At 71.5% G+C, this 22,889-nt stretch carries 21 protein-coding genes; 5 read left to right on the top strand and 16 right to left on the bottom strand.

Annotation, left to right across the window (positions count from 1 at the left end):
* The first annotated feature begins 105 nt into the window (after positions 1–105).
* On the top strand, positions 106–1,434 hold the full coding sequence (locus AC1ROY_RS32995) for a Rieske 2Fe-2S domain-containing protein (RefSeq protein ID WP_493153199.1): 1,329 nt from the start codon (positions 106–108) through the stop codon (positions 1,432–1,434).
* Positions 1,435–1,521: 87 nt separating this feature from the next.
* Positions 1,522–2,538, top strand: a complete 1,017-nt coding sequence (locus AC1ROY_RS33000; RefSeq protein ID WP_493153200.1) for a Bug family tripartite tricarboxylate transporter substrate binding protein — start codon at positions 1,522–1,524, stop codon at positions 2,536–2,538.
* Positions 2,539–2,540: 2 nt separating this feature from the next.
* Here the strand turns inward: AC1ROY_RS33000 and AC1ROY_RS33005 are convergent, their stop codons facing one another.
* The 11 genes from AC1ROY_RS33005 to AC1ROY_RS33055 form a co-directional block, all read right to left on the bottom strand.
* The gene (locus tag AC1ROY_RS33005) at positions 2,541–3,299 is read right to left on the bottom strand and encodes an SDR family NAD(P)-dependent oxidoreductase (protein ID WP_493153201.1); all 759 of its coding nucleotides are present in this window, start codon (positions 3,297–3,299) and stop codon (positions 2,541–2,543) included.
* A 68-nt stretch (positions 3,300–3,367) separates the two neighbouring features.
* Positions 3,368–4,495, bottom strand: a complete 1,128-nt coding sequence (locus tag AC1ROY_RS33010; protein WP_493153202.1) for a YbfB/YjiJ family MFS transporter — start codon at positions 4,493–4,495, stop codon at positions 3,368–3,370.
* A gap of 126 nt (positions 4,496–4,621) precedes the next feature.
* Positions 4,622–4,888, bottom strand: coding sequence for a hypothetical protein (locus AC1ROY_RS33015; protein WP_493153203.1), 267 nt, complete (start codon positions 4,886–4,888; stop codon positions 4,622–4,624).
* 70 nt (positions 4,889–4,958) lie between these two features.
* Complete coding sequence (locus AC1ROY_RS33020; protein WP_493153204.1) at positions 4,959–6,380, bottom strand: sensor histidine kinase; 1,422 nt, start codon at positions 6,378–6,380, stop codon at positions 4,959–4,961.
* Between the two features lie 58 nt (positions 6,381–6,438).
* Positions 6,439–7,119, bottom strand: a complete 681-nt coding sequence (locus tag AC1ROY_RS33025; protein ID WP_493153229.1) for a winged helix-turn-helix domain-containing protein — start codon at positions 7,117–7,119, stop codon at positions 6,439–6,441.
* A gap of 38 nt (positions 7,120–7,157) precedes the next feature.
* Complete coding sequence (locus tag AC1ROY_RS33030) at positions 7,158–8,234, bottom strand: trypsin-like peptidase domain-containing protein (RefSeq protein WP_493153230.1); 1,077 nt, start codon at positions 8,232–8,234, stop codon at positions 7,158–7,160.
* A 111-nt stretch (positions 8,235–8,345) separates the two neighbouring features.
* Entirely contained in the window at positions 8,346–8,879 is a 534-nt protein-coding gene (locus AC1ROY_RS33035; protein ID WP_493153205.1) for a transporter suffix domain-containing protein, read from the bottom strand.
* Positions 8,880–8,890: 11 nt separating this feature from the next.
* Positions 8,891–9,916 (bottom strand): hypothetical protein, encoded by a 1,026-nt coding sequence (locus tag AC1ROY_RS33040; RefSeq protein ID WP_493153206.1) that lies wholly within the window; start codon positions 9,914–9,916, stop codon positions 8,891–8,893.
* On the bottom strand, positions 9,906–11,006 hold the full coding sequence (locus AC1ROY_RS33045; RefSeq protein ID WP_493153207.1) for an HlyD family secretion protein: 1,101 nt from the start codon (positions 11,004–11,006) through the stop codon (positions 9,906–9,908). Before AC1ROY_RS33045 ends, AC1ROY_RS33040 begins: the two co-directional genes overlap by 11 nt.
* A 114-nt stretch (positions 11,007–11,120) precedes the next feature.
* Positions 11,121–12,296 (bottom strand): enolase C-terminal domain-like protein, encoded by a 1,176-nt coding sequence (locus tag AC1ROY_RS33050; protein WP_493153208.1) that lies wholly within the window; start codon positions 12,294–12,296, stop codon positions 11,121–11,123.
* Between the two features lie 4 nt (positions 12,297–12,300).
* Entirely contained in the window at positions 12,301–13,473 is a 1,173-nt protein-coding gene (locus AC1ROY_RS33055) for a CaiB/BaiF CoA transferase family protein (RefSeq protein WP_493153209.1), read from the bottom strand.
* An 80-nt stretch (positions 13,474–13,553) separates the two neighbouring features.
* On the opposite strand from AC1ROY_RS33055, the gene AC1ROY_RS33060 reads away from it, so the two are divergent.
* A complete protein-coding gene (locus tag AC1ROY_RS33060; protein WP_493153210.1) occupies positions 13,554–14,333 on the top strand; it encodes an enoyl-CoA hydratase in 780 nt (259 codons plus the stop codon).
* 58 nt (positions 14,334–14,391) lie between these two features.
* Here AC1ROY_RS33060 and AC1ROY_RS33065 read toward each other — a convergent pair whose 3' ends face one another.
* From AC1ROY_RS33065 to AC1ROY_RS33075, 3 genes are all read right to left on the bottom strand, one after another.
* Positions 14,392–16,809 (bottom strand): TonB-dependent siderophore receptor, encoded by a 2,418-nt coding sequence (locus tag AC1ROY_RS33065; protein WP_493153211.1) that lies wholly within the window; start codon positions 16,807–16,809, stop codon positions 14,392–14,394.
* A gap of 108 nt (positions 16,810–16,917) precedes the next feature.
* Entirely contained in the window at positions 16,918–17,907 is a 990-nt protein-coding gene (locus AC1ROY_RS33070; RefSeq protein WP_493153212.1) for a FecR family protein, read from the bottom strand.
* Between the two features lie 41 nt (positions 17,908–17,948).
* A complete protein-coding gene (locus AC1ROY_RS33075; protein WP_493153213.1) occupies positions 17,949–18,455 on the bottom strand; it encodes an RNA polymerase sigma factor in 507 nt (168 codons plus the stop codon).
* Between the two features lie 201 nt (positions 18,456–18,656).
* Here AC1ROY_RS33075 and AC1ROY_RS33080 point away from each other — a divergent pair, with 201 nt between their 5' ends.
* Positions 18,657–19,625: a Bug family tripartite tricarboxylate transporter substrate binding protein gene (locus AC1ROY_RS33080; RefSeq protein ID WP_493153214.1), complete on the top strand. Its 969-nt coding sequence runs from the start codon at positions 18,657–18,659 to the stop codon at positions 19,623–19,625.
* A 12-nt stretch (positions 19,626–19,637) separates the two neighbouring features.
* Here the strand turns inward: AC1ROY_RS33080 and AC1ROY_RS33085 are convergent, their stop codons facing one another.
* Entirely contained in the window at positions 19,638–20,567 is a 930-nt protein-coding gene (locus AC1ROY_RS33085; protein WP_493153215.1) for a LysR family transcriptional regulator, read from the bottom strand.
* Between the two features lie 99 nt (positions 20,568–20,666).
* On the opposite strand from AC1ROY_RS33085, the gene AC1ROY_RS33090 reads away from it, so the two are divergent.
* A complete protein-coding gene (locus AC1ROY_RS33090; RefSeq protein WP_493153216.1) occupies positions 20,667–21,290 on the top strand; it encodes a pyridoxamine 5'-phosphate oxidase family protein in 624 nt (207 codons plus the stop codon).
* On the opposite strand, the gene AC1ROY_RS33095 is transcribed toward AC1ROY_RS33090, so the two are convergent.
* Entirely contained in the window at positions 21,238–22,848 is a 1,611-nt protein-coding gene (locus AC1ROY_RS33095; RefSeq protein ID WP_493153217.1) for an ABC transporter substrate-binding protein, read from the bottom strand. The genes AC1ROY_RS33090 and AC1ROY_RS33095 overlap by 53 nt on opposite strands.
* Positions 22,849–22,889: the final 41 nt, after the last annotated feature.

Raw genomic sequence — 22,889 nt, forward strand, 5'->3', positions numbered from 1 at the left:
CACGCAATATCACATACGTGATGGGCTGCGCGGCTTTTGCCGATGCTAGCGTTGCCCCGTGCCCGCCCGGAACACGGAGACGGGGGACCCGGAGATGGGGATTGCATGCTGTCCGCCGAGAACAACGAGCTGCTGACGCGCGTGGGCCCCGGCACCGGCATGGGCCGGCTGATGCGGGAGTACTGGATCCCCGCCTGCCGTTCCTTCGAGCTGGAGGCCGGCGCGCCGCCGATCCGCCTGATGCTGCTCGGCGAGAAGCTGATCGCCTTCCGCGACGGCAACGGCCGCGTCGGGCTCATGGACCATCGCTGCCCGCATCGCGGCGCCTCGCTCTTCTTCGGCCGGGTCGAGGAGGACGGCGTGCGCTGCATCTATCACGGCTGGCGCTTCGGCCCCGAGGGCGGCTGCCGCGAGATGCCCAACGTGCCGCCCCACCAGGACTTCAGCGCCAAGGTGCGCAGCGGCGCGTACCGCACGGCCGAGCGCAACGGTCTCGTCTGGGCCTATATGGGCAGCCGCGTCGAGCCGCCGCCGCTGCCCGCCATCGAGGCCGCGAGCCTGGCGCCCGAACAGGTGACGGTCCGCTGCGCGCAGCGCGAGTGCAACTGGCTGCAGGCGCTGGAGGGCGACATCGACACCTCGCATTTCGGCTTCCTGCACCTGGGCTCGGTCGAGGCGGAGGAGGTCGACCCGCACGACATGCACGTGCACAACCTGCTGGACCGCGCGCCCGAGTACAACGTGCAGGCGACGCCCTGGGGCACGATGTACTGCGCCCACCGTCCCGCGGATCCGGGCTTCACCTACTACCGCTTCGCCCATTTCGCCTTCCCCTTCTGGACGCTCTTCCCCGACGGCACCTTCAGCGACCACATCGCGGCGCAGGCCTGGGTGCCGGTGGACGACACCCACACCATGGTCTTCACCTTCAACTATGTCGGCCGGACCTCCGCCCTGCGGACGAACCGCCAGGGCGAGCTGCTGCCGGGCCTCGAGGACAACAACGCCTTCCTGCCCAACGGCACGGGCTGGCGCGAGCGCTGGCGCCGCGTCGCCGGCCGGGCCAACGACTACAACATCGACCGGTCGCTGCAGCGCGACGGCAGCTATTCCGGCATCAGCAGCGTGCCCGTGCAGGACCAGGCGATCATCGAGAGCATGGGCGAGATCGTGGACCGCAGCCGCGAGCACCTCGCCCCCAGCGACCGCATGGTCATCCAGACGCGCCGCCGGATGCTCGATGCCGTGCGGAGCCTGCAGCGCGACGGCGCGACGCCCCCCGCGGTCGATGATCCCGAGGTGTGCCGGGCCGCCCGCGGCGGCGCCTTCGTGACGGACAGCGGGCAGGACTGGCTCGACGCCTATGCCGAGCAGTGCCGCGCCGCCGTGAGCCCGGACGGCTTCCTCCAGCCGAGGGACCTTCGCGCCGCCTGACCCTGCCTTCCACCAGAACAACAAAGGTCAAGACCACACGCCGGTCGAAAGCACGGCCTTCCCAGGACGCTTCTCAGAAGGCTGCCCATGTCCCCAGATTCAGAAGACGAGACGATCCCCCTGCGGGCGGCCCACCGCCAGGCCTTCGGCCGCAGGAGCCTGCTGGCCGCGCCGGCCCTGCTCGCGGCTCCGGCCGCGCGCGCGCAGGCCTTTCCCGCCCGTCCGGTCCGCCTCGCGGTGAACAGCACGCCCGGCGGCTCGCTGGACATCCTGACGCGCACGCTGGCCGCCGGGATGTCGGAGGAGCTCGGCCAGCCGGTCGTGGTGGAGAACCGGCCCGGCGCCGGCGGCAACATCATGATGGACTACGTGGCGAAGGCCGTGCCGGACGGCCACGTGCTCGGCTCCGGCAACGTCACGCAATGGCTGGTGAACCCGCTCCTCTACCGGAACCTGCCCTTCGACGTCCGGACGGATTTCAGCTTCCTCGGCATCGGCTGGGACATGGTGAACGTGCTGGTGGTGCCCGCGCAGCACGTGCCCGCGCGCACCATCCCGGAGTTCGTCGCCTGGGCGAAGGCGAGGCAGCTGGGCGTCTTCGGCCTCAGCCCCGGCGTGGGCTCCAGCGCGCATATGCTGGGCGCCCTTTTCGCCAAGCGGCAGGGCTTCCAGTACACGCACCTGCCCTTCCGCGGCTTCGCGGAATCCGGGCCGGCCTTCCTGCGCGGCGACGTGCAGTTCGGCATCGACAACCTCGCGAGCTGGATGCCGCTGATCCGCACCGGCGAGGCGTTCGCCATGGCCGTGACCTCGAACGCGCGATGGCCGGCCCTGCCCGATATCCCGACCATGCGCGAGATCGGCTTGCCGGAATTCGAGGTGATGGTGGGCGGCGGCATCGTCGCGCCGGGTCAGACGCCGGCGGCCGTGGTGGAGCTCCTGACGGCGGCCGTCTCGGCGGCCTCGAAGCGCGACGCGATGAAGCGTCAATGCGAGACGCTCGGCGCCTTCCCGCCGGGCGCGGGCACGATGCGGCAGCGGCTGGAGCGCGAGGCCGGCTTCTGGGCGGAGCTGGTGCAGGTCTCGGGCGCGCGCCTGGAGTAGCCTCAGCCCACCAGCCCGCCATTCACGTGGATCACCTGGCCCGTCACGTAGTCCGCGGCGGGCGAGGCGAGGAAGGCCACCATCGCCGCCACGTCGTCCGGCGTGCCGAGGCGGCCGAGCGGGATATTGGCCACCACCTGCCGCCACTGCTCCTCGCTGTAGGCGGCATGCGCGCCGGGATCCTTGCGCGTGAAGCCCGGCGCGACGGCGTTCACCGTGATGCCCTGCGGTCCCGCCTCGATGGAGAGCGCGCGCACCAGCGCCTCGACGCCGGCCTTGGCCGCGGCGCTCGCCGGGAAGGTGGTGACGCCCATGCGGAAGACGTGGGCGACAAAGGAGGAGATGGCGATGATGCGCGGCGATGACCGCCCCGCCAGCGCCGGCAGCGCCGCGCGGGAGAGCCGCGTGAAGCCCCAGAGGATGGTGTCGATGCTGCGGGCGAAGAGCGCGTCGTCCGATTGCGCCAGCGGCGTCTTGTCCGCGAATCCCGCATTGGCGACGACCACGTCCAGCCCGCCGAAGGCCCGCTGCGCCCGCGCGACCAGCTCGGCCGGGACGTTCGGCGCGCCGATGTCGCCGAGGATGACCTCCGCCGCGGCGCCCTTGGCACGGACCTCCTCAGCGACGCGCTCGGCGCCCTCGGCGTTCTTGCGCGTGTGGATCAGCAGGGAGGTGCCGGGCGCGGCCATGGCGCGGCAGCAGGCGGCGCCGATGCCCGAGGCAGCGCCGGTGACAAGGATGACGCGGGTAGCTTCGGGCATGGGCGCACTCCGTTCGGATTCGGGCGCCAGCCTGCACAGGCCTCGGCGCGCGGGCAATCCGGGCCCCTTCAGGCCCGATGCGGCGCCAGCGTCGCGGCCAGGCCCAGCGCGGAGAAGAGCAGCCCGCCGAGGAAGACCGCATGGTGGCTCTCGCCCGTCGCGCCGAAGACCGCGGCGAAGCCGAAGCCCGAGCCCGCCTGCGCCACCGCGAAGCCCACGGTCGCCCGCACCCAGAGCGCGCCGGTCGCGGGCCCGGCCACCTCGCGCGCCCAGGCCAGGGTCACGGCCGAGATGCCGACCGCGGCGAAGCCCCCGGCCAGCGCCGAGAGCAGCAGCGCCGGCCACCAGGGCAGCAGTGCCAGCGCCAGCGCCGCCACCTGGACGCCAAGCCAGATGCGCGCCGCCGGCGGCCCGCCGATCCGGTCCGCCGCGCGCCCGCCCAGCACCGTGCCGGCCATCCCGCCCAGTCCGAAGATCAGCCAGATGCCGCTGCCCGCCGTCACCCCCAGGCCGAAGCCGCGCGCGGCGAAATCCGCGAGGTAGATCATGTGCGGCACCAGCCCGGCGCCCGAGAGCGCGTAGGCCAGCAGCAGGAAGGGCATGAGGGGCGGCCGTCCGCCTTCCGTCCGGCCGCCGGGATCGGCCGGGAAGCGCGGCTGCGCGAAGATCCAGAGCGCCGCGACCAGGGCCGCGAGCCCGAGCCAGGCCGTGCTCGGCCCCACCAGCAGAAGCGCCGGCACCGCGAGCGCGCCGGCTGCGATGCCCACCGCCACGCCGCCCACGACGATTCCCGAGGCCGTGCCGCGCAGCGAGGGCGGCGCGGCGCGCTGCGCTGCCGGCCCCGCCAGCGACATCAGCACCCCCGCCGCCACGCCGGCCAGGAAGCGCCAGGGCAGCAGCCACGTCACGCCGCCCGGGATCGCGCAAAGCAGCAGCGACACCACCAGCCCCGCCATGCCCGAGCCCAGCGCCAGCCGCGTGCCGAGGCGCCGGCCCACCGCCTGCGCGGCCAGCGCTCCCACCAGGTATCCCGCGAGGTTGGCCGCGCCCAGCGCGCCCGCCTCGGCGCCGCTGACCCAGCCGGCCGTCACCAGCGCGGGGAAGAGCGGCACGAAGGCGAAGCGGGCGAGCCCGTTGCCCGCGCAGGTCGTTGCCGCTCCGGCGAAGGCGGGAGTCAGGGAGTTTCGGGCGGACATTCCGGCCAGCCTGCGCCAGCTCCGGAGGCTTGGGGAGTCGGCAGCCCGCCGAACTTCTCAGGATCGCCGGCCGAGCGGAGAATCCGGCCGCACAGCGGCCGGCGCTTGGGGCGGGGAAACCCCTCCCTACCCCCCGCGCGGCTCCGCCTGCGCGGCGCGGATGGCGCGGCGCAGCTTGGCGATGCCGGTGCGGTAGTGGCCGATGGCGCAGAGGTGCCGGCCCTCCTCGCCCAGCCCGCGGGGCAGCTCGGCCGTGGCGTGTGGTGTGTCGGCGAGGCGCGTGGCCAGGGTCTGGCAATATTCGGCGCTCTCCGTCGTCATCCGGAGCGGCCGGTCGGACTGGATGGGGAGGACGCCGATCGTGGACACCGGCAGGGCAAGCAGCCAACGCATGGGAGTGTGAATGCGCCGCGCGGCGTCACCCCCCGATGGGCCGGCCGTGAAGCCTTGTTCATATGGGATTTCAGGGCTTTGGTAGGCAGATCACGACGCGCAGCCCAGGCGGATCGGCGCCCGGGATCGCGTCCACCAGAAGCACCTCGCCGGCATGGAGCTGCGCCACCGCGCGCACCAGCGAGAGACCAAGGCCGGAGCCCGGCATATGGCGCGAGGCATCGGCGCGGAAGAAGCGGTCCAGCGCATGCTCGCGGTCCTGGGGGGACAGGCCCGGGCCCGAATCGCTCACCGAGATCTCGATCTGCGTCTCCGTCTCCCGCGCCACCAGCCGGATCACCCCGCCCGGCGGCGTGAACTTGATGGCGTTGTCCAGCAGGTTGGCCACGGCCTGGAGCAGCAGGTCGCGGTCGCCGACCAGGGGCAGGTGCTCGGGCAGGGAGGTCTCCAGCCGCTGCTCGCGCGCCTCGGCCATGGCCTCGTAGAACTCGGCCGCGTCGCGCAGCACCTCGGGCAGGTCGAGCGGCGCGAAGGCGGCGCGGCGGGCGCCGGCCTCCGCCTCGGCGATGCGCAGCAGGGCCTGGAAGACGCGAGTGATGTTGTCGAGGTCGGCGATGCCCTCCTCCATCGCGGCGCGGAGCTCGGCCTCGCCGGCGGCGGTGGTGAGGCTCTCCTCCATCTTGGCGCGGGCGCGGGCGATGGGCGTGCGCAGGTCATGCGCGATGGCGTCGGACACGCCGCGCAGCCCGGTCATCAGCGCGGCGATGCGGTCCAGCATGTCGTTCATGGTGGCGCCGAGCCGGTCGAACTCGTCGCCCTGGCCGGAGAGCGGTACGCGGTGCGTGAGGTCGCCGCCCGCGATGCCGAGCGCCGTCGCCACCGCCGGCCGCATGCGCGCCTGCAGGGCGCGCCGGATCAGCGCGGCGCCGATGCCCGCGAAGATCAGCACCGCGCCCAGCGACCAGGCGACGCCCTCGGTCAGCAGCAGGCGGAGCTGCACGCGCTCGCTCTCGTCGCGGCCGACCAGCAGGCGCAGCCCCGGCAGGTCGCGGCGGTGCACCCGCGCCTCGGCCACGGCGCCGTCGTGCTGGATCCGGGTGCGGAACCAGGCGCCGTCCTCACCGATGGCGGTCGGCCAGTCGCGGAGATTGCCGGCGAGGCGGCGGTTCTCGCTGTCCACCAGCAGGTAGATGGCCTCGTTCTGGGCATCGAGGGCCAGGCGCTCCTCGATCGCCTCGACCAGACCCGTCGTCCCCTGCTCGCGGTAGCGCTCGACCAGGGTGCTGGCGTCGGTGCGGATGGAGGCGATGGTCTGCCGGTCCAGCGCGCCCGCCGTCGCCCACCAGAGCACGGCCACGAGAAAGCCCGCCGCGACCGAGAAGATCGCGACGAAGAGCAGGGCGAAGCGGAAGCCGGCCGATTGCAGCAGACGGGGCGCGGCGGGCCGTGCGGCCGGAGGCCGGGACACGTCGCTCACGTCCTCGCCCGCCATCGGCCGCTCCGAAGCCCGCGACCGGATTCCCGAAAAGAGGCGATCCGGCCCGGTCGAATCACACCTCGGCCCGGATCATGTAGCCGGCATTGCGCACCGTGTGGATCAGCGGCTTGTCGAAGCCCTTGTCCAGCTTCTGGCGCAGGCGGCTCACATGCACGTCGATGACGTTGGTCTGGGGGTCGAAGTGGTAGTCCCAGACCTTCTCGAGCAGCATGGTGCGCGTCACCACCTGGCCGGCATGGCGCATCAGGTGCTCCAGCAGGCGGAACTCGCGGGGCTGCACGTCGATCTTGCGGCCGCCGCGCGTCACCGTGCGGGAGAGCAGGTCGAGCTCCAGGTCGGAGACCTTCAGCTTGGTCACCGGCGCCTCCGAGGAGGGGCGGCGGCCCAGCGCTTCGACGCGGGCCAGCAGCTCGGCGAAGGCGAAGGGCTTCACCAGGTAGTCGTCGCCGCCGGCCTTGAGGCCCTTCACCCGCTCGTCCACGGCCGAGAGGGCCGAGAGGAAGAGCACCGGGGTCCGGTTGCCCTGCTGCCGCAGCGTCTCGACGAGGCGGACGCCATCGACGCCGCCGGGGAGCATCCGGTCCAGCACCAGCATGTCGAAGGATTCGGAGGCCGCCAGGAAGAGCCCGTCACGCCCGTTGGGCGCGTGCTCGACCGTGTGGCCGGCCTCCTGCAAGCCCTTCTTCACGAAGCGGGCGACCTCGACGTCGTCCTCCACCAGAAGGATGCGCATCATGTCACTTGGTCCTCACGTTGGACCGGCCGAAGCTTTCATCCAGGCCCGGGAGGCCGGCGTCCCACCTGGAGGCTGACATCCTGCGTGCGTCCATCCCGCAGAACCGTCAAGCGGACGGTCTGTCCGGGGGGGATGGCGGCGATGTTGCGGACCAGGCTGCGCGAGGTCTCGGTGCGCTCGCCGTTGATCGCGATCACCACGTCGCCCGCGCGCAAACCGCCGCGGCCCGCGGGTCCCACGCGCTCGACGCCCGCGATGAGCACCGCGCGGCGACCCGATCGCGGGTCCTCCGCGACGAGGTCCTGGACCTGAACGCCAAGCCATCCGCGCTCCACCTTTCCGTCGCGCCGTAATGTTTCGATCACGGGACGAGCGAGGTCGGAGGGGGTGGCGAAGCCGATGCCGGCATTCGCGCCGGAGGGCGAGTAGATCGCCGTGTTGATGCCGATGACCTCGCCGGCGAGGTTGAAGAGGGGGCCGCCGGAGTTGCCGGGATTGATGGCCGCGTCGGTCTGCAGGAAGTCGTCGAAGGGGCCGGCGCCGATGTCGCGGCCGCGGGCCGAGAGAATGCCCGAGGTCACGCTGCCGCCCAGGCCGAAGGGGTTGCCGGCGGCCAGGACCCATTGGCCGACCCGCATGGCGGCGCTGTTGCCCCAGGATACCGCGACCAGCGGCGTGCGGCTTTCCACGCGCAGCAGGGCGAGATCGGCCAGCTCGTCGCTGCCGACGACCCGGGCCTGGAGCTCCTGCCCGCCCTGGATGGAGATGGTCACGCGCTGCGCGTTGCCGACCACGTGGTTGTTGGTGACGACATAGCCGGTGGGATCGATGACGAAGCCCGACCCGGCGCCCTGAACGCGCTCGCGGCGGCCCCGGAAGTAGCGCTCGAAGGGCGTGCCGCGGAATTCGGCGGGGGGCTGGACGGTCTGCTCGCCGGAGACGGCGATGTTGACCACGGCGGGCAGCACGCGCTCGGCGACGTCGGCGAAGTCGAAGGCGGCACCGCGCTGGGCGATGGCGGAGGTGCCGCAGCCGGCCAGGACGGGGGGAAGCATCAGCCCGCCCAGCAGGGCGCGACGGCGGCTGACATGGGGGGAAGACAACGGCGCCATCGCGATCAAGCGAATCCCTCGGTTTTCGGCCCGATTCGGGCTGGTTTCCTTATGATCTGCGCAGTTGGAGCCGAGATGCAAGGGACAAGGCCGAGTACGCCCCTCCGGCTGTCAGCTCGCGGTGTTGTCTGTTGTGTCGACGACGGTGGCGGTACGGATGAAGAGGGCTCGGACCTTTCCCCAGAAGTTGCCTCCGAGCACGAAGAAGCTTCCCACGAACATGAGGTCGCCGAGGAGCTGGGCCTGCCAGAGCTTGGGCCGCAGGGTCGGCCACAGGGTATCCAGGTAGGGCTCCAGCCAGGCGGTGAGGATCGGCAGGCAGAACATCACCAGCCCGATATTGTAGCGCAGCGGGCCGACCATCGCGTCCGGCGCCAGCTTCGCGACGCGGCCGAACACCATCCCCTTCAGCTCCCGGAAGCCGGACTTGCCGAGGATGCCTATGACGGCGAGGAGCATCAGCTTGTTGGCGACGAAGATGGTCCCCGTGAGCCCGGCGATCTGGCTGGCGGACACGCCGAGCGCCGCCGCCAGCGGGATCGCCAGCCAGATGAGGAAGGCGATCGCGAAGAGCGCGATGCCCAGCTTGAGGCGCCATCCCGCCGCCGGGGGCGGGGCGTCGGCGACAGGGTCGGGGCTGGCCATGGCGGTGTCTCCTAGGCGGTTCGGGTGCGGGCCGGTCGCGGCCAGAGCAGGAGGCAGGCCCAGAGCGCGCCGGCCGATCCGGCGACCACCTGGGCGATGCGGGTCGCGAAGCTGTCGGGCGTCTCGCCCGGCAGCGGCGAGACGCCGAGGCCGAGGAGGATCAGGAAGATCACCAGCGCGCCGGCCTGCAGCCGACCGGCCTCGGGGCCCGCGGCGGCGCCCTGGCCGAACCAGAGGCCGGCCAGGAGTACGGTGAGGAAGAGGACCGGCAGCACAGGCCGCAGCTCGATCACCGCGAAGGCCAGGGAGGCCGCGACCCCGCCGATGACATTCACCAGCACCAGGCCGAGCGCCGAGCGGCCGCTCCGCGCGAGGTCGAGCTGGCCGAGCACGGCGGCCACGGTGATGGGCAGCACGGTGGCGGTGTTCAGCCGCGGATCGACGAGGCAAAGCACGACCGCGCCGGCGAGGATGGCCGCGCTCGCGACCGGCCGCCGCCAGCCGGGATCGGCCACGGCCGGCGGCGCTGCCGGGGCCGCGCTGCCCGGATCCGGGAACAGCGCATGCAGCGCCCAGGAGAGCAGCGCGCCCGCCACGACCCCGCCCGTGATCGCAAGGATGAGGGCGCGGTCGAGGTCGCTGTGGAGCATCTGGGTCATCGGCACGATCACGCCGATGGTTAGCATCAGCCCCGGCAGCGGCCCGCCCTTGCCGCGCGCCTGCGCCGCGAAGCAGCCGAGGTAGAAGAGCCAGAGCAGCGGCACGAAGACGCCGGGATTGCCGCCCGCGACTCCCGTCAGCAGCGAGAGCGCCTGGCCCGCTGCGACGATGACCGCGGCGGTGACGACGGCCTGCGCGGCGCCGAGCGGGGCGCGGCTCGCCGCCAGGAACTGCACGGCGAAGACCGGCGCCAGGAAGGGCAGCAGCGAGCCGAGCCAGACCGCGCCCGTCATTCCCAGGGCGGCGGCGAGGCCGATGCGCAGCGCCTGCCGGCGGGCGGCCTCCGCCTCGTCCGGGAGGGCGGCGCTAGCCGACATAGCTCAGCACCGCGACGAGCCGGATCCAGAAAGCGCCGAGCGCGTTCATCACGGGATTGTCGCCGGTGTAGACGACGACATGCGCCTGCGAGCCATGGCGGACGCCGCGCGGCCGTTCCCCCGCGAAGACCAGCCGCACCGGGAAGCGCTGCGCCTCGCGCACCCAGCCGGTGTCGTTGCGCACCGTCGGCAGGCCGGTACCGGGCGCGTCCCCCGAGGAGACGCCCCAGCCGACGCTTTCGAGACGCATGGGGAAGACGCGGCCGGGGAAGGTGTCGAGGACGACCTCGGCCGCGTTGCCGGCGCGCAGGTGCTCCAGGCTGTTCTCCTTGAACTCGGCGGCTAGCCAGATGGTGCCGGCATCCAGGAAGGTCAGCGCCGCCTGGCCGGCGGCGACATATTGCCCCGGCGCGAGCTGGAGGTTCGTCACCACGCCGTCGGCCGGGGCGACGACCGCAGTGCGGGCCAGGTCGAGGCGGGCGCGCTCCAGCGTGGCCAGGGCCTCGCGCATCTGCGGGTTGTCGCTGCCGGCGGAGCCGAGCTCGCGCCGGGCGCGCTCCAGCTCGGCCTCGGCCGCCGTCACCGCCGCCTCACTGCGGTCGAGCCCTGCGCGGGCCTCGTCGTAGCGGGCCTGCGGATAGACGCCGCGCTGGACGAGCTGCATCACCCGGCCGGCCTGCTGGCGGATGTTGTCGCGGTTGGCGCGGGCATCGACCACGCGGGCCTGGGCGGCGTCGATGGAGGAGACGCTGGCGCCCACGGATTGGCCCACGCCGAGCAGCCGCGCCTCGGCCTGCTCGACGGCGAGCTGGTAGGGCCGCGGATCCACCCGGAAGAGAAGCTGGCCGGCCGTGACGACGGAGTTGTCCACGACGCCGACCTCGGCGACGCGGCCCGGCACTTCGGTGGCCATGGCGATGATGTAGGCCTGCACCCGCGCCTGCGCCGTCGATGGCGTGCGGCGCTCCATCGCGATCGTCACCCCGAAGAAGAGCACCAGCGCCAGCAGCACCAGAAAGGCCATGCCGCGTGCGGAGAGGCGGCGCGAACGCGGCGGCCTGACCTCCTGGACGTCTGACCTTTCCGGCATGCGTCCCGCTCCCTGCCATCTGCGTGGCCGTTCAGGAGGTCGCCTTCAGGGGCTCCCCGCCCCCATCCTTACCGGGATGGGAAGCGGGAAGCACGAACAAAGCGGTGGAGCGGATCAGAGGTCCTTGAGCACCGCCCAGAGCTCGTTCTTCGCCTCGAAGCCCACGCCGGGCACGTCAGGCATCTTCACGCGGCTGTCCACGACGGGCACCCCCGACGCGAACCCGCCGAAGGGCGCGAAGACCTCCGGGTAGCTCTCGTTGCCGCCCAGCCCGAGCCCGACCGCGATGTTGAGCGCGAACTGGTGCCCGCCATGCGGCACGCAGCGCCGCGAGCTCCAGCCATGCTCGCGCAGCATCTGCAGCGTGCGGAGGTATTCCACGAGCCCGTAGGAGAGCGCCGGGTCCATCTGCAGGATGTCGCGGTCCGGCCGCAGCCCGCCGTGGCGGATGAGGTTCCGGGCATCGAGCATGGAGAACAGGTTCTCGCCGGTGGCGATGGGCGGGACGTACTGCTCGGCCAGGGTCGCATGGGTGCTGTAGTCCAGCGGGTCCAGCGGCTCCTCGTACCAGCGCAGGCCGAAGCCCTGGATCGCGGCGGCGTAGCTGAGGGCGGCGTGCAGGCCGAAGCGACCGTTCACATCCACGCAGAGCCGCGAGCCGTCGCCGTCCAGCAGCTTCAGCACCGCCTCGATGCGGCCGATGTCGAGGAGCAGGGCCTCGCGCACGGGCATGCCGGGCGAGCCGCCGATCTTCATCTTCACGGTCGAATAGCCCATGCCGAGGTAGCGCTTCATCTCCTCGACCAGGCCGTCGATGTCCTTGCCCGGGTGGTAGTAGCCGCCGGCGGCATAGACCCAGGCGGATTCGTCATACTTCCCGCCATTGTAGCGGTTGGCGAGCAGCTTCCAGAGCGGCAGGCCCGCCAGCTTCGCCGCCGCGTCCCACAGCGCCATGTCGAGCACGCCGACGGCGACGGAGCGCTCGCCATGACCGCCGGGCTTCTCGTTCTTCATCATCGCCGTCCAGGCGGGGATGGGGTCGAAGCCGCCATCCGCATGGCCGGGCAGCTCGCCGGCCTCCTCCAGCCGGGGGACGAAGCGCTCGGCCAGCAGGCCGGGCTGGGCGTAGCGGCCGTTGCTGTTGAAGCCGTAGCCGATGGCCTTGCGGCCGTCGCCGGATTCCACGGTGACGGCGACCACGCTCGCCGTCATCTTCGAGAAGTCGATATAGGCGTTGGCGATCTGGCTGCTGATCGGCACCACGCCCTGGCGGATGGAGGTGATCTTCATCGCGTCAGATGGCCTTCGCCGCGCGCAGGGAGGCGATCTCGTCGGCGGAGAAGCCGAACTCGGCGAGCACCTCGTCCGTGTGCTGGCCGCGGTCCGGCGTGGGCTTCTTCGCGAATTCCACCCCGGCGATCTGCATCGGCGCGCGCACCACGTTGATCGGGCCGAGACGCGGGTGCTGCAGGGCCACCTCCATGCCGAGGGCCTTCACCTGCTCGTCGGCGAAGACCTGGTCCATCGAATAGACGGGACCGCAGGGCACGCCCTCCTTGTTGAACTTCTCGACCCAGTAGGCCGAGGTGTTGGTCTCGGTGACCTTCTCCAGCAGCGCGTTGACCTTCTTGCGGTTCTGGCTGCGCAGCTTGTCGGTGGCGATCTCGGGGTCCTTCGCCTCCTCCTGGAGGCCGAGCACCTTCACGATGCGTTCCCACATCACCTGCCCGCCGCCGGCGATGTTCATCACGCCGTCGGAGGTCTTGAACAGGCCGGTCGGGATGGTGGTGGGGTGGTCGTTGCCGGCCTGCTTCGGCACGTCGTGCTTCATGGTCCAGCGGGTGGCCTGGAAGTCCATCATGGCGATCATCGCCTCGAGCAGGCTGACATGGACCCATCGGCCCTTGCCGGTCTGCTCGCGCTCCAGCAGCGCGACCATGATGCCGAGGGCGCAGTAGAGGCCGGCGGTGAGGTCGGCGACGGGGATGCCGGCGCGCACCGGGCCCTGGCCGGGCAGGCCGGTCACGGACATCAGCCCGCCCATGCCCTGCGCGATCTGGTCGAAGCCCGGCCGCTTGGCATAGGGCCCGTCCTGCCCGAAGCCGGAGATGGAGCCGAGGATGATGCGCGGGTTCACCGCGGCCAGCGCCTCGTAGTCGATGCCGAGCCGGGTCTTCACGTCGGGGCGGAAATTCTCGACCACCACGTCGGCCTTCTCGACCAGCTTCTTCAGCACCGCCAGCCCTTCGGCCGACTTCAGGTTCAGCGTCATGGCGCGCTTGTTGCGGTGGACGTGCTGGAAGTCCGGCCCGTCGCGGTCGCCGCCGAGGCCCTTGCCGGTGTCCATCTCGTCCGTCGCCTCGATCTTGATGACATTGGCGCCCCAGTCGGCGAGCTGGCGCACGCAGGTCGGGCCGGACCGGACGCGGGTGAGGTCGAGGACGGTGAAGCGGGACAAGGGCATCATGGCGGGCGTTCTCCTGAATGCGCCGCATCTTCCACTGCCGGGCCATCCCTGCAACCCTACCTGAGAATGGAGGAACCGACATGTCCGACGAACTGCTGATCGAGAAGCGCGACGGGATCGTCTTCGTGACGCTCAACCGCCCGCAGGCGCGCAACGCGATGACCTTCCCGATGTATGAGGGGCTCTACAAGCTCGCGACCGAGGCGAACACGGACGATGCCATCAAGGTGATCGTCATCACCGGGGCCGGCGAGAAGGCCTTCGCGGCCGGGACGGACATCAGCCAGTTCAGCAACTTCAAGACGGCGGCCGACGCCCTCGCCTACGAGGAGAAGATCGACCGGATCATGACGGCGCTGGAGAACTGCCAGAAGCCGACCATCGCAGCCATCGCCGGCGCGGCCACGGGCGGGGGCGCGGCCATCGCCAGCGTGTGCGACCTGCGCATCGGCGCGGCCAATGCGCGCTTCGGCTTCCCGATCGCCAAGACGCTGGGTAACTGCCTCTCCATGGCCAACTACGCGCGGCTCGCCGTCATGATGGGGCCGACGCGGGTGATGGACCTCGTCTACACCGCGCGGCTGCTGGGCGCGGAGGAGATGAAGGCCGTGGGCCTGCTCAGCGAGATCCTGCCGGACCATGCGGCGCTCCAGGCCCGGGCGGAGGAGCTGGCACGGACCATCATGACCCACGCGCCGCTGACCATGCGCGCGACCAAGGAGGCGATGCGCCGGCTCCGCGCGCCGCTGCGCGAGATCCACGGGGACGACCTCGTGGAGATGTGCTTCACCAGCAAGGACTTCGCCGAGGGCGTGGAGAGCTTTCTGGCGCGCCGCCCGGCGAAGTGGACGGGGACCTGAAGCGGGATGAGCGCGGGTGCGCAGGCGCCGTAGGTCTGAATCCCGCGCTCGAACAGAATCAGAAGTCGAAGGTCGCGGACATCAGGAACGTCCGCGGCGCCCCGCGCGCCAGCCCGAAGCTGGACGAGGCCGCCGCCCAGTAGTTCTCGCCGAAGAGGTTCTCGATGCCCGCACGCAGCGTGACCGGATGGCCGCCCGCGCGCTCGAAGCGGTAGCGCGCGTTGAGGTCCACGCGCGTCCAGCCCGGGATGCTCTGCGAGTTGTCCGCGCTCGCATATTGCGCGGAGGTGTGGATCACCCGGCCGCCGAGGGTGAGGCCCGGCACGAAGGGCGTGTCCCACTCGGCGCCCATGTTGAGCTGCGTGCCGGGGATGCCGATCGCGGTCTTGCCGTCATTCGTGCCGCCTGCGGTGCGCGTCTGCTCGCCGCGCATGAAGGTCACGCCGCCGAGGAGGCGGACGCCGGCTGCGACCTCGCCGTAGAGGCTGAGCTCCACGCCCTGGTTGCGGACCTCGCCGTCCACCGCATAGCGGTTGGTGCGCGTATCCAGCAGGCCACTCGGCTGCTCGATCTGGAACAGCGCGATGGTCGCCAGCGCCCGGCCGAAATCGTATTTCGCGCCGACCTCGTATTGCCGCGAGCGGATCGGCGCGAAGACCTCGCCGTAGTTCAGCGAGCCGACCGGCGCGGCCGGGCCCTGGCTCAGCCCCTCGATGTAGTTCGCGTAGACCGAGAGCCCGCGCCACGGCCGCACCACCAGCCCGACCGCCGGTGTCAGCGCCGATTCGTCGTAGCGGGCGGTCCGCTGGCCGTTCGTGGCGTTGTAGCTCGTCTGCAGCACGTTCTGGTGACGCCCGCCGAGGATGAGCTGCACCCGGTCCTCGAGGAAATAGACGTTGTCGGCGAGGGCCACGCTGGTCAACGTCGCCTCGCCCGTGCGCGGCGCCGTGGAGGCGCGGCCTGCGAGGCTCGGCATGGCGACGGAGCGCGGGCTGTAGAGGTTGGAGGTGAAGGTCGAGATGATGGGCGCCAGGTTGCCCGTCTCGTACCAGAGCCGCGTGGCGCTCAGCACCACCTCGTGGCGGACCGGCCCGGTGTGGAAGCGCGTCCGCACGCCCGCCTCGCCCGTGTAGGAGGTGGTGTAGTTCGGCTGGTAGTAGTTGTTCGCGTCGAGGTCGCCGGCCGCGTTCTTGATGTAGAGGAAGTTGTAGAGGCCGAGGAAGCTGTTCCGCCGCGCGCCGAAGGCGCCGTAGGCCGTGATGTTGTCGGTGACGTCGTATTCCGCGCGCAGCATGCCGAAGGTGTCGTCGCTGTGCGAGTTGTACCAGTCCTGCCCGAGATTGGCGGAGGCGCTGGGCGCGCGCGGAATCTGGAAGCCCGCCCGCGCGTAGATGGGCCGGGCCGGGTTGTCCGACTCGTTGCGCTGGTAGGCGATGTCGGCCGAGACCCGCAGCCGCTCGCCGCGGTAGTCGAGGCCGAGCGCCACCTCGCCCAGCCGGTTCGCCTGGCCCGAGACGGGCGTGTCGCCGCCGCTGTAGGCGCCGTTGAAGCGCACGCCCCATTCGCGGTTCGCGCCGTAGCGGCGGGCCACATCCACATGCGCGCCGAACTGGCTGTTGGAGATATAGCCCAGCGTCAGCCGGGTGATCGGCTCCTCCGGCGCGCGCTTGGTGACGAGGTTGATGGTGCCGCCGATGCTGCCCTGCGGCGGCATGCCGGAGAGCAGCGCGCTCGGTCCCCGCAGGATCTCCACCCGCTCCACCCAGGACACGCCGGACATCTGGAAGGGCACCAGCCCGTAGAGCCCGTTGATGGCGATGTCGGAGTTCGCCAGCGGGAAGCCGCGGATGAAGAACTGGTTGGAGTAGCTGCCGTCCGCCCAGGTGCTGCGCACGGAGGGGTCGTTCCGCGCAACGTCGGCCACGCTGCGCGACTGCTGGTTCTCGATGGTCTGGGAGGTGTAGCTCGTCTGGCTGAAGGGCGAATCCATGACGCTGCGGTTGCCCAGGATGCCGAGCTGCCCACCGGTCGCGACCTGGCCGCCGGCGAAGGGGCGCATCAGCCGGCCCAGCTGGCCGAGCGAGCGATCGCCCTCGACGAGGAGCTCGGGGATCTGCACCGCCCCGTCCGCCGCGCCGGAGACGCTGGCCGGGACGATGGTGATGGTGTCGGCGGCGCTGAAGCGGAAGGCGTAGCCGGTGCCGCCCAGCATGGTCGCCAGCGCCTGCTGCGCGCTCATTGAGCCGGCGACGGGGCGGCCCATGACCGTCCGGGGCACCGCCTCGGTGAAGACAACGGAGAGGCCGGTGACGCGGCCGATCTCGTTCAGCGCGTCGGGCACGGGCCGGGCGGGGATGTCGAAACTGAAGAGGCGGGCCTCCTGGGCCTGCGCGACGGTCGCGGGAAGCGCTGCCGGCGCCAGGAAGGTGCTCGCCAACAGCGCGGCCCAACGCCGCTTCGCCCACTGCCTTCTCATCCGCACAACCCCTTGCCACGTCGCACATGCCGGGCGCCGGTCGGCGCCCTCATGTCCTTCACGGGCCAGCGGGCGTTCCCCTCACCGGGGGCGGGAAATTTTTTCGTGTCAGGGCGTGATGACCACGAGGTGGCCGCCCAGTCGGCGCATCCGAAAGCCGAGGCTGGCCCGGAGCGAGGCCAGGGCAGCATCCGTATCGGCCAGGGGGAAGCTGCCGCTCACCTCGCGGGCGCCGAGCGCGCGATCGAGGACCAGGATGCGGCCGGGGCGGTAGCGGCCGACCTCCTCCAGCACCTCGGAGAGCGGCATGCGGTAGAAGGCGAAGCGGCCGCCGCGCCAGGAGAGGTCCTGGTCCAGGTTGGCGGGCTCCGCGGGCTGCAGTCCGCCCCGCCCGAAGCGCAGGCGCTGCCCAGGCTCGAGCACGGCGCGCGCGCCGCTGGCCGTGACCGCGACGCTGCCTTCGGCCAGGGTGACGACCGCCTCCTCGTCCAGGACGCGGACGTCGAACTTCGTGCCGAGGACGCGGACCTCGCCGCCGGCGGCCTCGACGACGAAGGGCACGGCGGAGGGCCGGACCTCGAAATACGCCACCCCTCGCAGGAGCCGCACCCGGCGCTCCCCAGTCGTATAGGCGGAGGCCAGGGCGCTGTCGGCGTCGAGCAGGGCCGTGGAGCCGTCGGGCAGGTCGACCTGGCGCCGCTCGCCGCGCGCGGTGACATGGTCGGTGGCGATGTCCTGGAGCAGGTTCGGCCGCTCCAGCCAGGTCCCGGCGCCGAGCAGGAGCAGCAGAGTCACGCCCGCGCCCGCCGCGCGCCGGATGGCCTTCCGTCGCCGAGCGGTCTTCGCCGCGTCCATGGCCGCCAGGTAAAAGTCCAGCCGGCCCGCCTGCTCCTCGGCGACGCGCCGGCCGGGCGTCGCCGCGGCGGACCAGGCGGCCTCGATCTCGTCATAGGCGCGCGCGTGCTCCGGGCTCGCCGCGCGCCAGCCCTCGAACTCGCGACGCTGGGCAGCCGTGGCCGGGCCGCGCAGGCGGGTGAACCAGGCCGCCGCCTCGGCCCGGATCGCCGCCTCGGGGTCGGGGATGGGGCTGTCGGACATGGTCGCGCGCTCCTCTCCCTGGGTTCGACGTTCGAGCAGGGCTAATCCTCACCCGCGATGCTGCGCCGGCAGGCCTCGACCGCGCGGGCCATGTGCTTCTCCACCCCGCTGACGGAGATGCCGAAGACCCCAGCGATCTCCCCATAGCCGCGCCCGTGGATCCTGTGCAGGAGGAAGATGTCGCGCGTGCGCTCGGGCAGGCGGCGGATGGCCTCGTCCACCCGGTCGAGCCGGTCGCGCGCCTCGAGCAGCGCCTCGGGCGTGGGGGCGACGGCTGGCGCGTGCTGCTCAGGCGTCAGCCCCGCGACATGGGCGGCGCGGACCCGCTCCGCCCGGAGATGGTCGATGGCCGCGTTGCGGGCGCTGCGGTTGAGGTAGGCGGCCGGGTTGCCGGTGGCCTCCGCGGTCCGCTCCCAGAGTCGGAGGAAGATGTCCTGGACGAGGTCGGCGGCGGTCGCCGGGCAGCCGGTCCGGCGGCTCAGGCGCCCGAGCAGCCGGCCCCGCTCGGCCGTGAAGAGACGGACGAAGTCAGCCGCGCGCGACGACATGGAGCCGCGGGGCAGAAGGGTGCGGCGCGGGGCGATGGGCCATGCTGCGAGGCGTGCTCCTGTCCCGCGAACTGGGGAGACGCCGTTTGCGGTCCCTGAATCCGGCTAATGAGAATCATTATCAATGTCAACAACGGGCATCGTGGACGCGATGCGCCGCCGCGCGTTAGCCTTCGCGAAATACCAACGAGGAACATGTCCATGGCCCATCGCCGCAGCCTGCTGCTCGGCGCGCTCGCCGCGCCGTCTCTCGCCCAAGCCCAGGGCACCTACCCCACGCGGAGCGTCTCCTTCCTCATTCCCTTCGCGCCCGGCGGCGGCACGGACATCATCGCCCGCGCCCTGCAGCCGACCCTGCAGGAGGAGCTCAACGGCCAGGCCATTGCCATGGAGAACCGGCCCGGCGCCTCGGGCACGCTGGCCGTGGCGCAGCTCGCCCGCGCGCGGCCGGACGGCTACACCATGCTGATGACGACAGTGAGCGCCTCGGCCGTGGTGCCGCCGCTGCTGAACCCGCCGCCCTACGACATCTACCGCGACCAGACGGCCGTGGTGCTGGCCGGCACGGTGCCGCTGGTGGGCGTGGTGCCGCTCTCCTCGCCCGCGCAGGATTTCGACGGATTCCTGGCCCATGCCCGCGCCAATCCGGGCGCGCTGAACTATTCCTCCTCCGGCGTCGCGACGCAGCAGCACCTGACGGCCGAGCTGCTCTCCGCCCAGGCGGGACTGCGCATGACGCATGTGCCCTTCCGCGGCACCGGCCAGGCGGTGACGGAGATCCTGGCCGGCCGCATCGACATTGCCTTCGACACCCTGCCCACCTACCTGCCGCACATCCGCGCGGGCCGCGTGCGCGCCGTCGCCGTGACCATGCCGGAGCGGGTGGAATGGCTCCCCGACGTGCCCACCGTCGCCGAGCGCGGCTTCCCCGGCTTCGACGCCAATGTCTGGTACATGGTCATGGGCCCGCCCGGCCTGCCACGGGAGATCGCCGCGCGCTGGGTCGCGGGGGTGAACAAGGCGCTGAGCGACCCCGCCGTCCGCGCCAAGGTGCGCGATGCCGGCTTCATCCCCGGCGGCGGCAGCCAGGAGGATGCGGCCAACCTCCTGCGCCGCGACGCCGAGCGCTATGCGGAGGTCATGCGGACGGCGGGCATCAAGCTCGATTAGCGGCGGATCGCCTCACGCCCCTTCGTCCCGGGGCGTGAACCGGCCTTCCGACGAGAAGTCCCAGTCGGCGGTCTCGGCCGCGAGGTCGATGAAGGCGCGCAGCTTGGCCGAGACCAGCCGCGCCGCCGGGCGGACGATCTGGATGGGCCGCGCCGGCGGCTCGAATCCAGCCAGCACGATGCGCAGCCGGCCCGCGCGGACCGCCTCCATCGCCTGGTAGCCGAGCACGCGCGCGAGCCCGCCGTCGCGCTCGGCCACGGATATCGCGGCGTCGGCGCTATTGGTGAAGAGGCGCGGGGCAAGGGCGACGCGCTCCTCCACGCCCTCCCGTTCGAAGCGCCACTCCTCCGGCCCGTCGAAGCCGGCGAAACGGATGATCTCGTGTCGCACGAGGTCCGCCGGCTCGCGCGGCGTCCCGGCCCGATCCAGATAGGCCGGCGAACCCACCAGCACGCGCCGCGTCCGACCCAGCACCCGCGCGACCAGCCCGGAATCCGGCAGCTGCCCAATGCGGACGGCGAGGTCCACGCCCTCCTCCACCAGGTTGATCCAGCGATCGGAGAGCAGAAGCTGGCCCTGTACCTCGGGATAGCGCCGCAGGTACTCGGCCATCAGCGGCGCCACGTGCAGATGCCCGAAGGTCGCCGGGGCGGTGACGGTGAGGCGGCCGACGGGGCCCAGCCGGTCGGATTGCGCGAAATCCTCGGCCTCCTGCATCTCGGCCAGGATGCGACGGGCGCGGTCGAGGTAGCGGGCGCCGGCGTCGGTCAGCGTGACGGAGCGCGTGGTGCGCTGGAGCAGCCGTAGGCCCAGATGCTCCTCGAGCGCCGCCACCTGCCGCGTGACGGCGGAGGGGGCGAGACCGAGATGCCGCGCGGCCGGGGCGAATCCCTGGCGGTCGGCGACGGCGACGAAGGCCGACATGGCGGCGAAGCGGTCCATGGGATCATTGCAGATCGCGCAATGATGAAGTGTCAATCTTCCTGATTATCCTCAGACGCCGAAGGTATCAGATAGGGGCCGTTCGAAGGAGACATTCCCATGTCCGACGTCATGTTCTCGCCCAGCGTGAAGGCGGTGCAGGTCCGCCGCGGCTCACGCGCGCGCTTCGAGGCCCATGGCGAATGGCCCGGCCACATCACGCCCGAGCTCGCGGAATTCGTTGCAGCCCAGACCAGCTTCTTCCTCTCCACCGCCAGTGTGGACGGGCAGCCCTATATCCAGCACCGCGGCGGCCCGCCGGGCTTCCTGAAGGTGATCGACGACGAGACGCTCGGCTTCGCGGATTTCCGCGGGAACCGGCAGTTCATCACCCTCGGCAACCTCGCCGAGAACCCGAAGGCCTTCATCTTCCTGATCGACTACGCGCAGCGCCGCCGCATCAAGCTCTGGGGCGAGGCGCGGGTGGTGGAGGACGATCCGGCGCTGCTCGAATCGCTGCGGCCGGCCGACTACAAGGCGATCCCGGAGCAGGCGATCCTGTTCAAGCTGCGCGCCTGGGACGTGAACTGCCAGCAGCATATTCCGCAGCGCTTCGAGGCCAAGGACGTGGCGGCCGCGCTGGCCGTGCGCGACCGGCGCATCGCGGCGCTGGAGGAGGAGGTCGCCCGTCTTACGCTAGCTGGATCGGCGTCAGGTCCTGCATCCAGCTCTGCGCCTGGGTGAAGTTCCGGACGCGTCGCGCCAGCCCGCGCGGATTGGTGTCGTGCACCACCCAGAGCCACATGGCCTCGTTGACCATGTGCGTGTGCAGCTGCGCCAGCACGCGGTTCTGTGCCACGGGCTCGAAGGTCTGGCGCGCCTGCACGCAGAGCGCATCGGCCTCGGCATTCTGGTAGTTGCCCCAGTTGAAGCCGCCGTTCACGCGCCCCGCGCCATAAGCCGGCCCGAGCAGCCCGATATCCGGATCCCAGAAGGCCCAGGAGTTGTTGATGCCGTGCATCCCGCGGTTCTCCGGCGCCTCGGCCCCGGAGCGGCGGCGGGTGCGCAGCGCATCCCAGTCCATCACCTCGAATTCCAGCTCGATGCCGACATCCCGGAAATTCTGCTGGATGAGCTCGTTCATCGGCATGGGCTGCATCTGGCCGGAGCCCGAGGGCGCGACGATGAATTTCGTCCGTACCGGGTTGGCCCGGCTGAACCCGGCTTCAGCGAGCAGGCGCTTCGCGCGGTCCGGATCGAAGCCGATCTGGAAGGTCGGGCTGCCGAACCAGGGATGGCCCTCGGTGATCATGCCCTTCGCCGGCAGCGCCAGCCCGCCCAGCATCTGCACCATCCCCGCTCGGTCCACCGCGAGGTTCGCCGCCTGCCGGATGCGCAGGTCGCGGAAGGGCGAGCCCTCCACGAAGGAGAGGTGGTGGCACCAGATATGCGGATAGGCGTTGGTCACCACCTGGTGGCCGGCGGCGCGGATGCGCGGCACGGCGTCGGGCGGCGGCGCCTCGACGAAATCCACCTGTCCCGAGAGCAGCGCGGCCACGCGGGTCAGCGCGTCCGGCATGGGGATCAGCGCCATGCGCTCGTGCTTGGGGATGCGCGCGCTGTCCCAGTAGTTCGTGTTGCGCACGCATTCCAGCCGCTCGCGCGGCACGAAGCGCTCGACCATGTAGGGGCCGGTGCCGGAGGGACGCTGCGCGAAGCGGTCCCAGTTGCGGCCGACCTCCTCCCAGCGCGCCGGCGAGGAGTAGAAGACGTTGGCCATCTGGTAGGGGAAGATGGCGTCGATCGTTTTCGTCGTGATCTCGATCGTCATCGGATCACGGACGCGCCAGGAAGCGACGTTGCCGACGTAAAGGCTGCCCTGCGCGGCCTGCGGCGCGTGGAACTGCGGCGCGTCGCGATCCAGCAGCTTGCCGAGGTTCCAGGCCACGGCCTCGGCGGTGAACATCGAGCCGTCGTGGAAGCGCACGCCGGAGCGCAGCCGGAAGGTCCAGACCTTCTTCGTCTCCTCGTCCACCGACCAGGATTCGGCGAGGCTCGGCCGCAGCACGGCCGCGCGGTCGGAGCGCGAGAGGTCCCAGGCGATCAGCGGGTCGTAGATGGTGATGCCGGTGAAGCGGTTGCCCTCGGCGCCCTGGTTGGGCTGGCCCATGGTGAAGGGCACGTCCGCCGCCGTCATGGCGACGCGCAACGTGCTCGCCGCCGCGGGCTGCGCCTGGGCGGGGGAGAGGGCGGGCGCGGCTGCCAGGGCAGCTCCGCCCGCGAGAAGGTCGCGGCGATGCATGTCGACTCCAGAGCTCGGCTTGTGCCGGCGGTCTTCCCTGT

The organism is Roseococcus sp. GW821-FHT12F05, from assembly GCF_058806835.1.

What these genes read in the sequence shown, in the direction of transcription:
- AC1ROY_RS33005 (WP_493153201.1), bottom strand. Translation starts at nt 3,299, where the DNA reads ATGCCCGAAGCTACCCGCGTCATCCTTGTCACCGGCGCTGCCTCGGGC.
- AC1ROY_RS33055 (WP_493153209.1), bottom strand. Translation starts at nt 13,473, where the DNA reads ATGATGCCCTTGTCCCGCTTCACCGTCCTCGACCTCACCCGCGTCCGG.
- AC1ROY_RS33065 (WP_493153211.1), bottom strand. Translation starts at nt 16,809, where the DNA reads ATGAGAAGGCAGTGGGCGAAGCGGCGTTGGGCCGCGCTGTTGGCGAGC.
- AC1ROY_RS33075 (WP_493153213.1), bottom strand. Translation starts at nt 18,455, where the DNA reads ATGTCGTCGCGCGCGGCTGACTTCGTCCGTCTCTTCACGGCCGAGCGG.
- AC1ROY_RS33000 (WP_493153200.1), top strand. Translation starts at nt 1,522, where the DNA reads ATGTCCCCAGATTCAGAAGACGAGACGATCCCCCTGCGGGCGGCCCAC.
- AC1ROY_RS33010 (WP_493153202.1), bottom strand. Translation starts at nt 4,495, where the DNA reads ATGTCCGCCCGAAACTCCCTGACTCCCGCCTTCGCCGGAGCGGCAACG.
- AC1ROY_RS33045 (WP_493153207.1), bottom strand. Translation starts at nt 11,006, where the DNA reads ATGCCGGAAAGGTCAGACGTCCAGGAGGTCAGGCCGCCGCGTTCGCGC.
- AC1ROY_RS33095 (WP_493153217.1), bottom strand. Translation starts at nt 22,848, where the DNA reads ATGCATCGCCGCGACCTTCTCGCGGGCGGAGCTGCCCTGGCAGCCGCG.
- AC1ROY_RS33090 (WP_493153216.1), top strand. Translation starts at nt 20,667, where the DNA reads ATGTCCGACGTCATGTTCTCGCCCAGCGTGAAGGCGGTGCAGGTCCGC.
- AC1ROY_RS33040 (WP_493153206.1), bottom strand. Translation starts at nt 9,916, where the DNA reads ATGTCGGCTAGCGCCGCCCTCCCGGACGAGGCGGAGGCCGCCCGCCGG.
- AC1ROY_RS33025 (WP_493153229.1), bottom strand. Translation starts at nt 7,119, where the DNA reads ATGCGCATCCTTCTGGTGGAGGACGACGTCGAGGTCGCCCGCTTCGTG.
- AC1ROY_RS33050 (WP_493153208.1), bottom strand. Translation starts at nt 12,296, where the DNA reads ATGAAGATCACCTCCATCCGCCAGGGCGTGGTGCCGATCAGCAGCCAG.
- AC1ROY_RS33070 (WP_493153212.1), bottom strand. Translation starts at nt 17,907, where the DNA reads ATGTCCGACAGCCCCATCCCCGACCCCGAGGCGGCGATCCGGGCCGAG.
- AC1ROY_RS33060 (WP_493153210.1), top strand. Translation starts at nt 13,554, where the DNA reads ATGTCCGACGAACTGCTGATCGAGAAGCGCGACGGGATCGTCTTCGTG.
- AC1ROY_RS33035 (WP_493153205.1), bottom strand. Translation starts at nt 8,879, where the DNA reads ATGGCCAGCCCCGACCCTGTCGCCGACGCCCCGCCCCCGGCGGCGGGA.
- AC1ROY_RS33030 (WP_493153230.1), bottom strand. Translation starts at nt 8,234, where the DNA reads ATGGCGCCGTTGTCTTCCCCCCATGTCAGCCGCCGTCGCGCCCTGCTG.
- AC1ROY_RS33085 (WP_493153215.1), bottom strand. Translation starts at nt 20,567, where the DNA reads ATGGACCGCTTCGCCGCCATGTCGGCCTTCGTCGCCGTCGCCGACCGC.
- AC1ROY_RS32995 (WP_493153199.1), top strand. Translation starts at nt 106, where the DNA reads ATGCTGTCCGCCGAGAACAACGAGCTGCTGACGCGCGTGGGCCCCGGC.
- AC1ROY_RS33015 (WP_493153203.1), bottom strand. Translation starts at nt 4,888, where the DNA reads ATGCGTTGGCTGCTTGCCCTGCCGGTGTCCACGATCGGCGTCCTCCCC.
- AC1ROY_RS33020 (WP_493153204.1), bottom strand. Translation starts at nt 6,380, where the DNA reads ATGGCGGGCGAGGACGTGAGCGACGTGTCCCGGCCTCCGGCCGCACGG.
- AC1ROY_RS33080 (WP_493153214.1), top strand. Translation starts at nt 18,657, where the DNA reads ATGGCCCATCGCCGCAGCCTGCTGCTCGGCGCGCTCGCCGCGCCGTCT.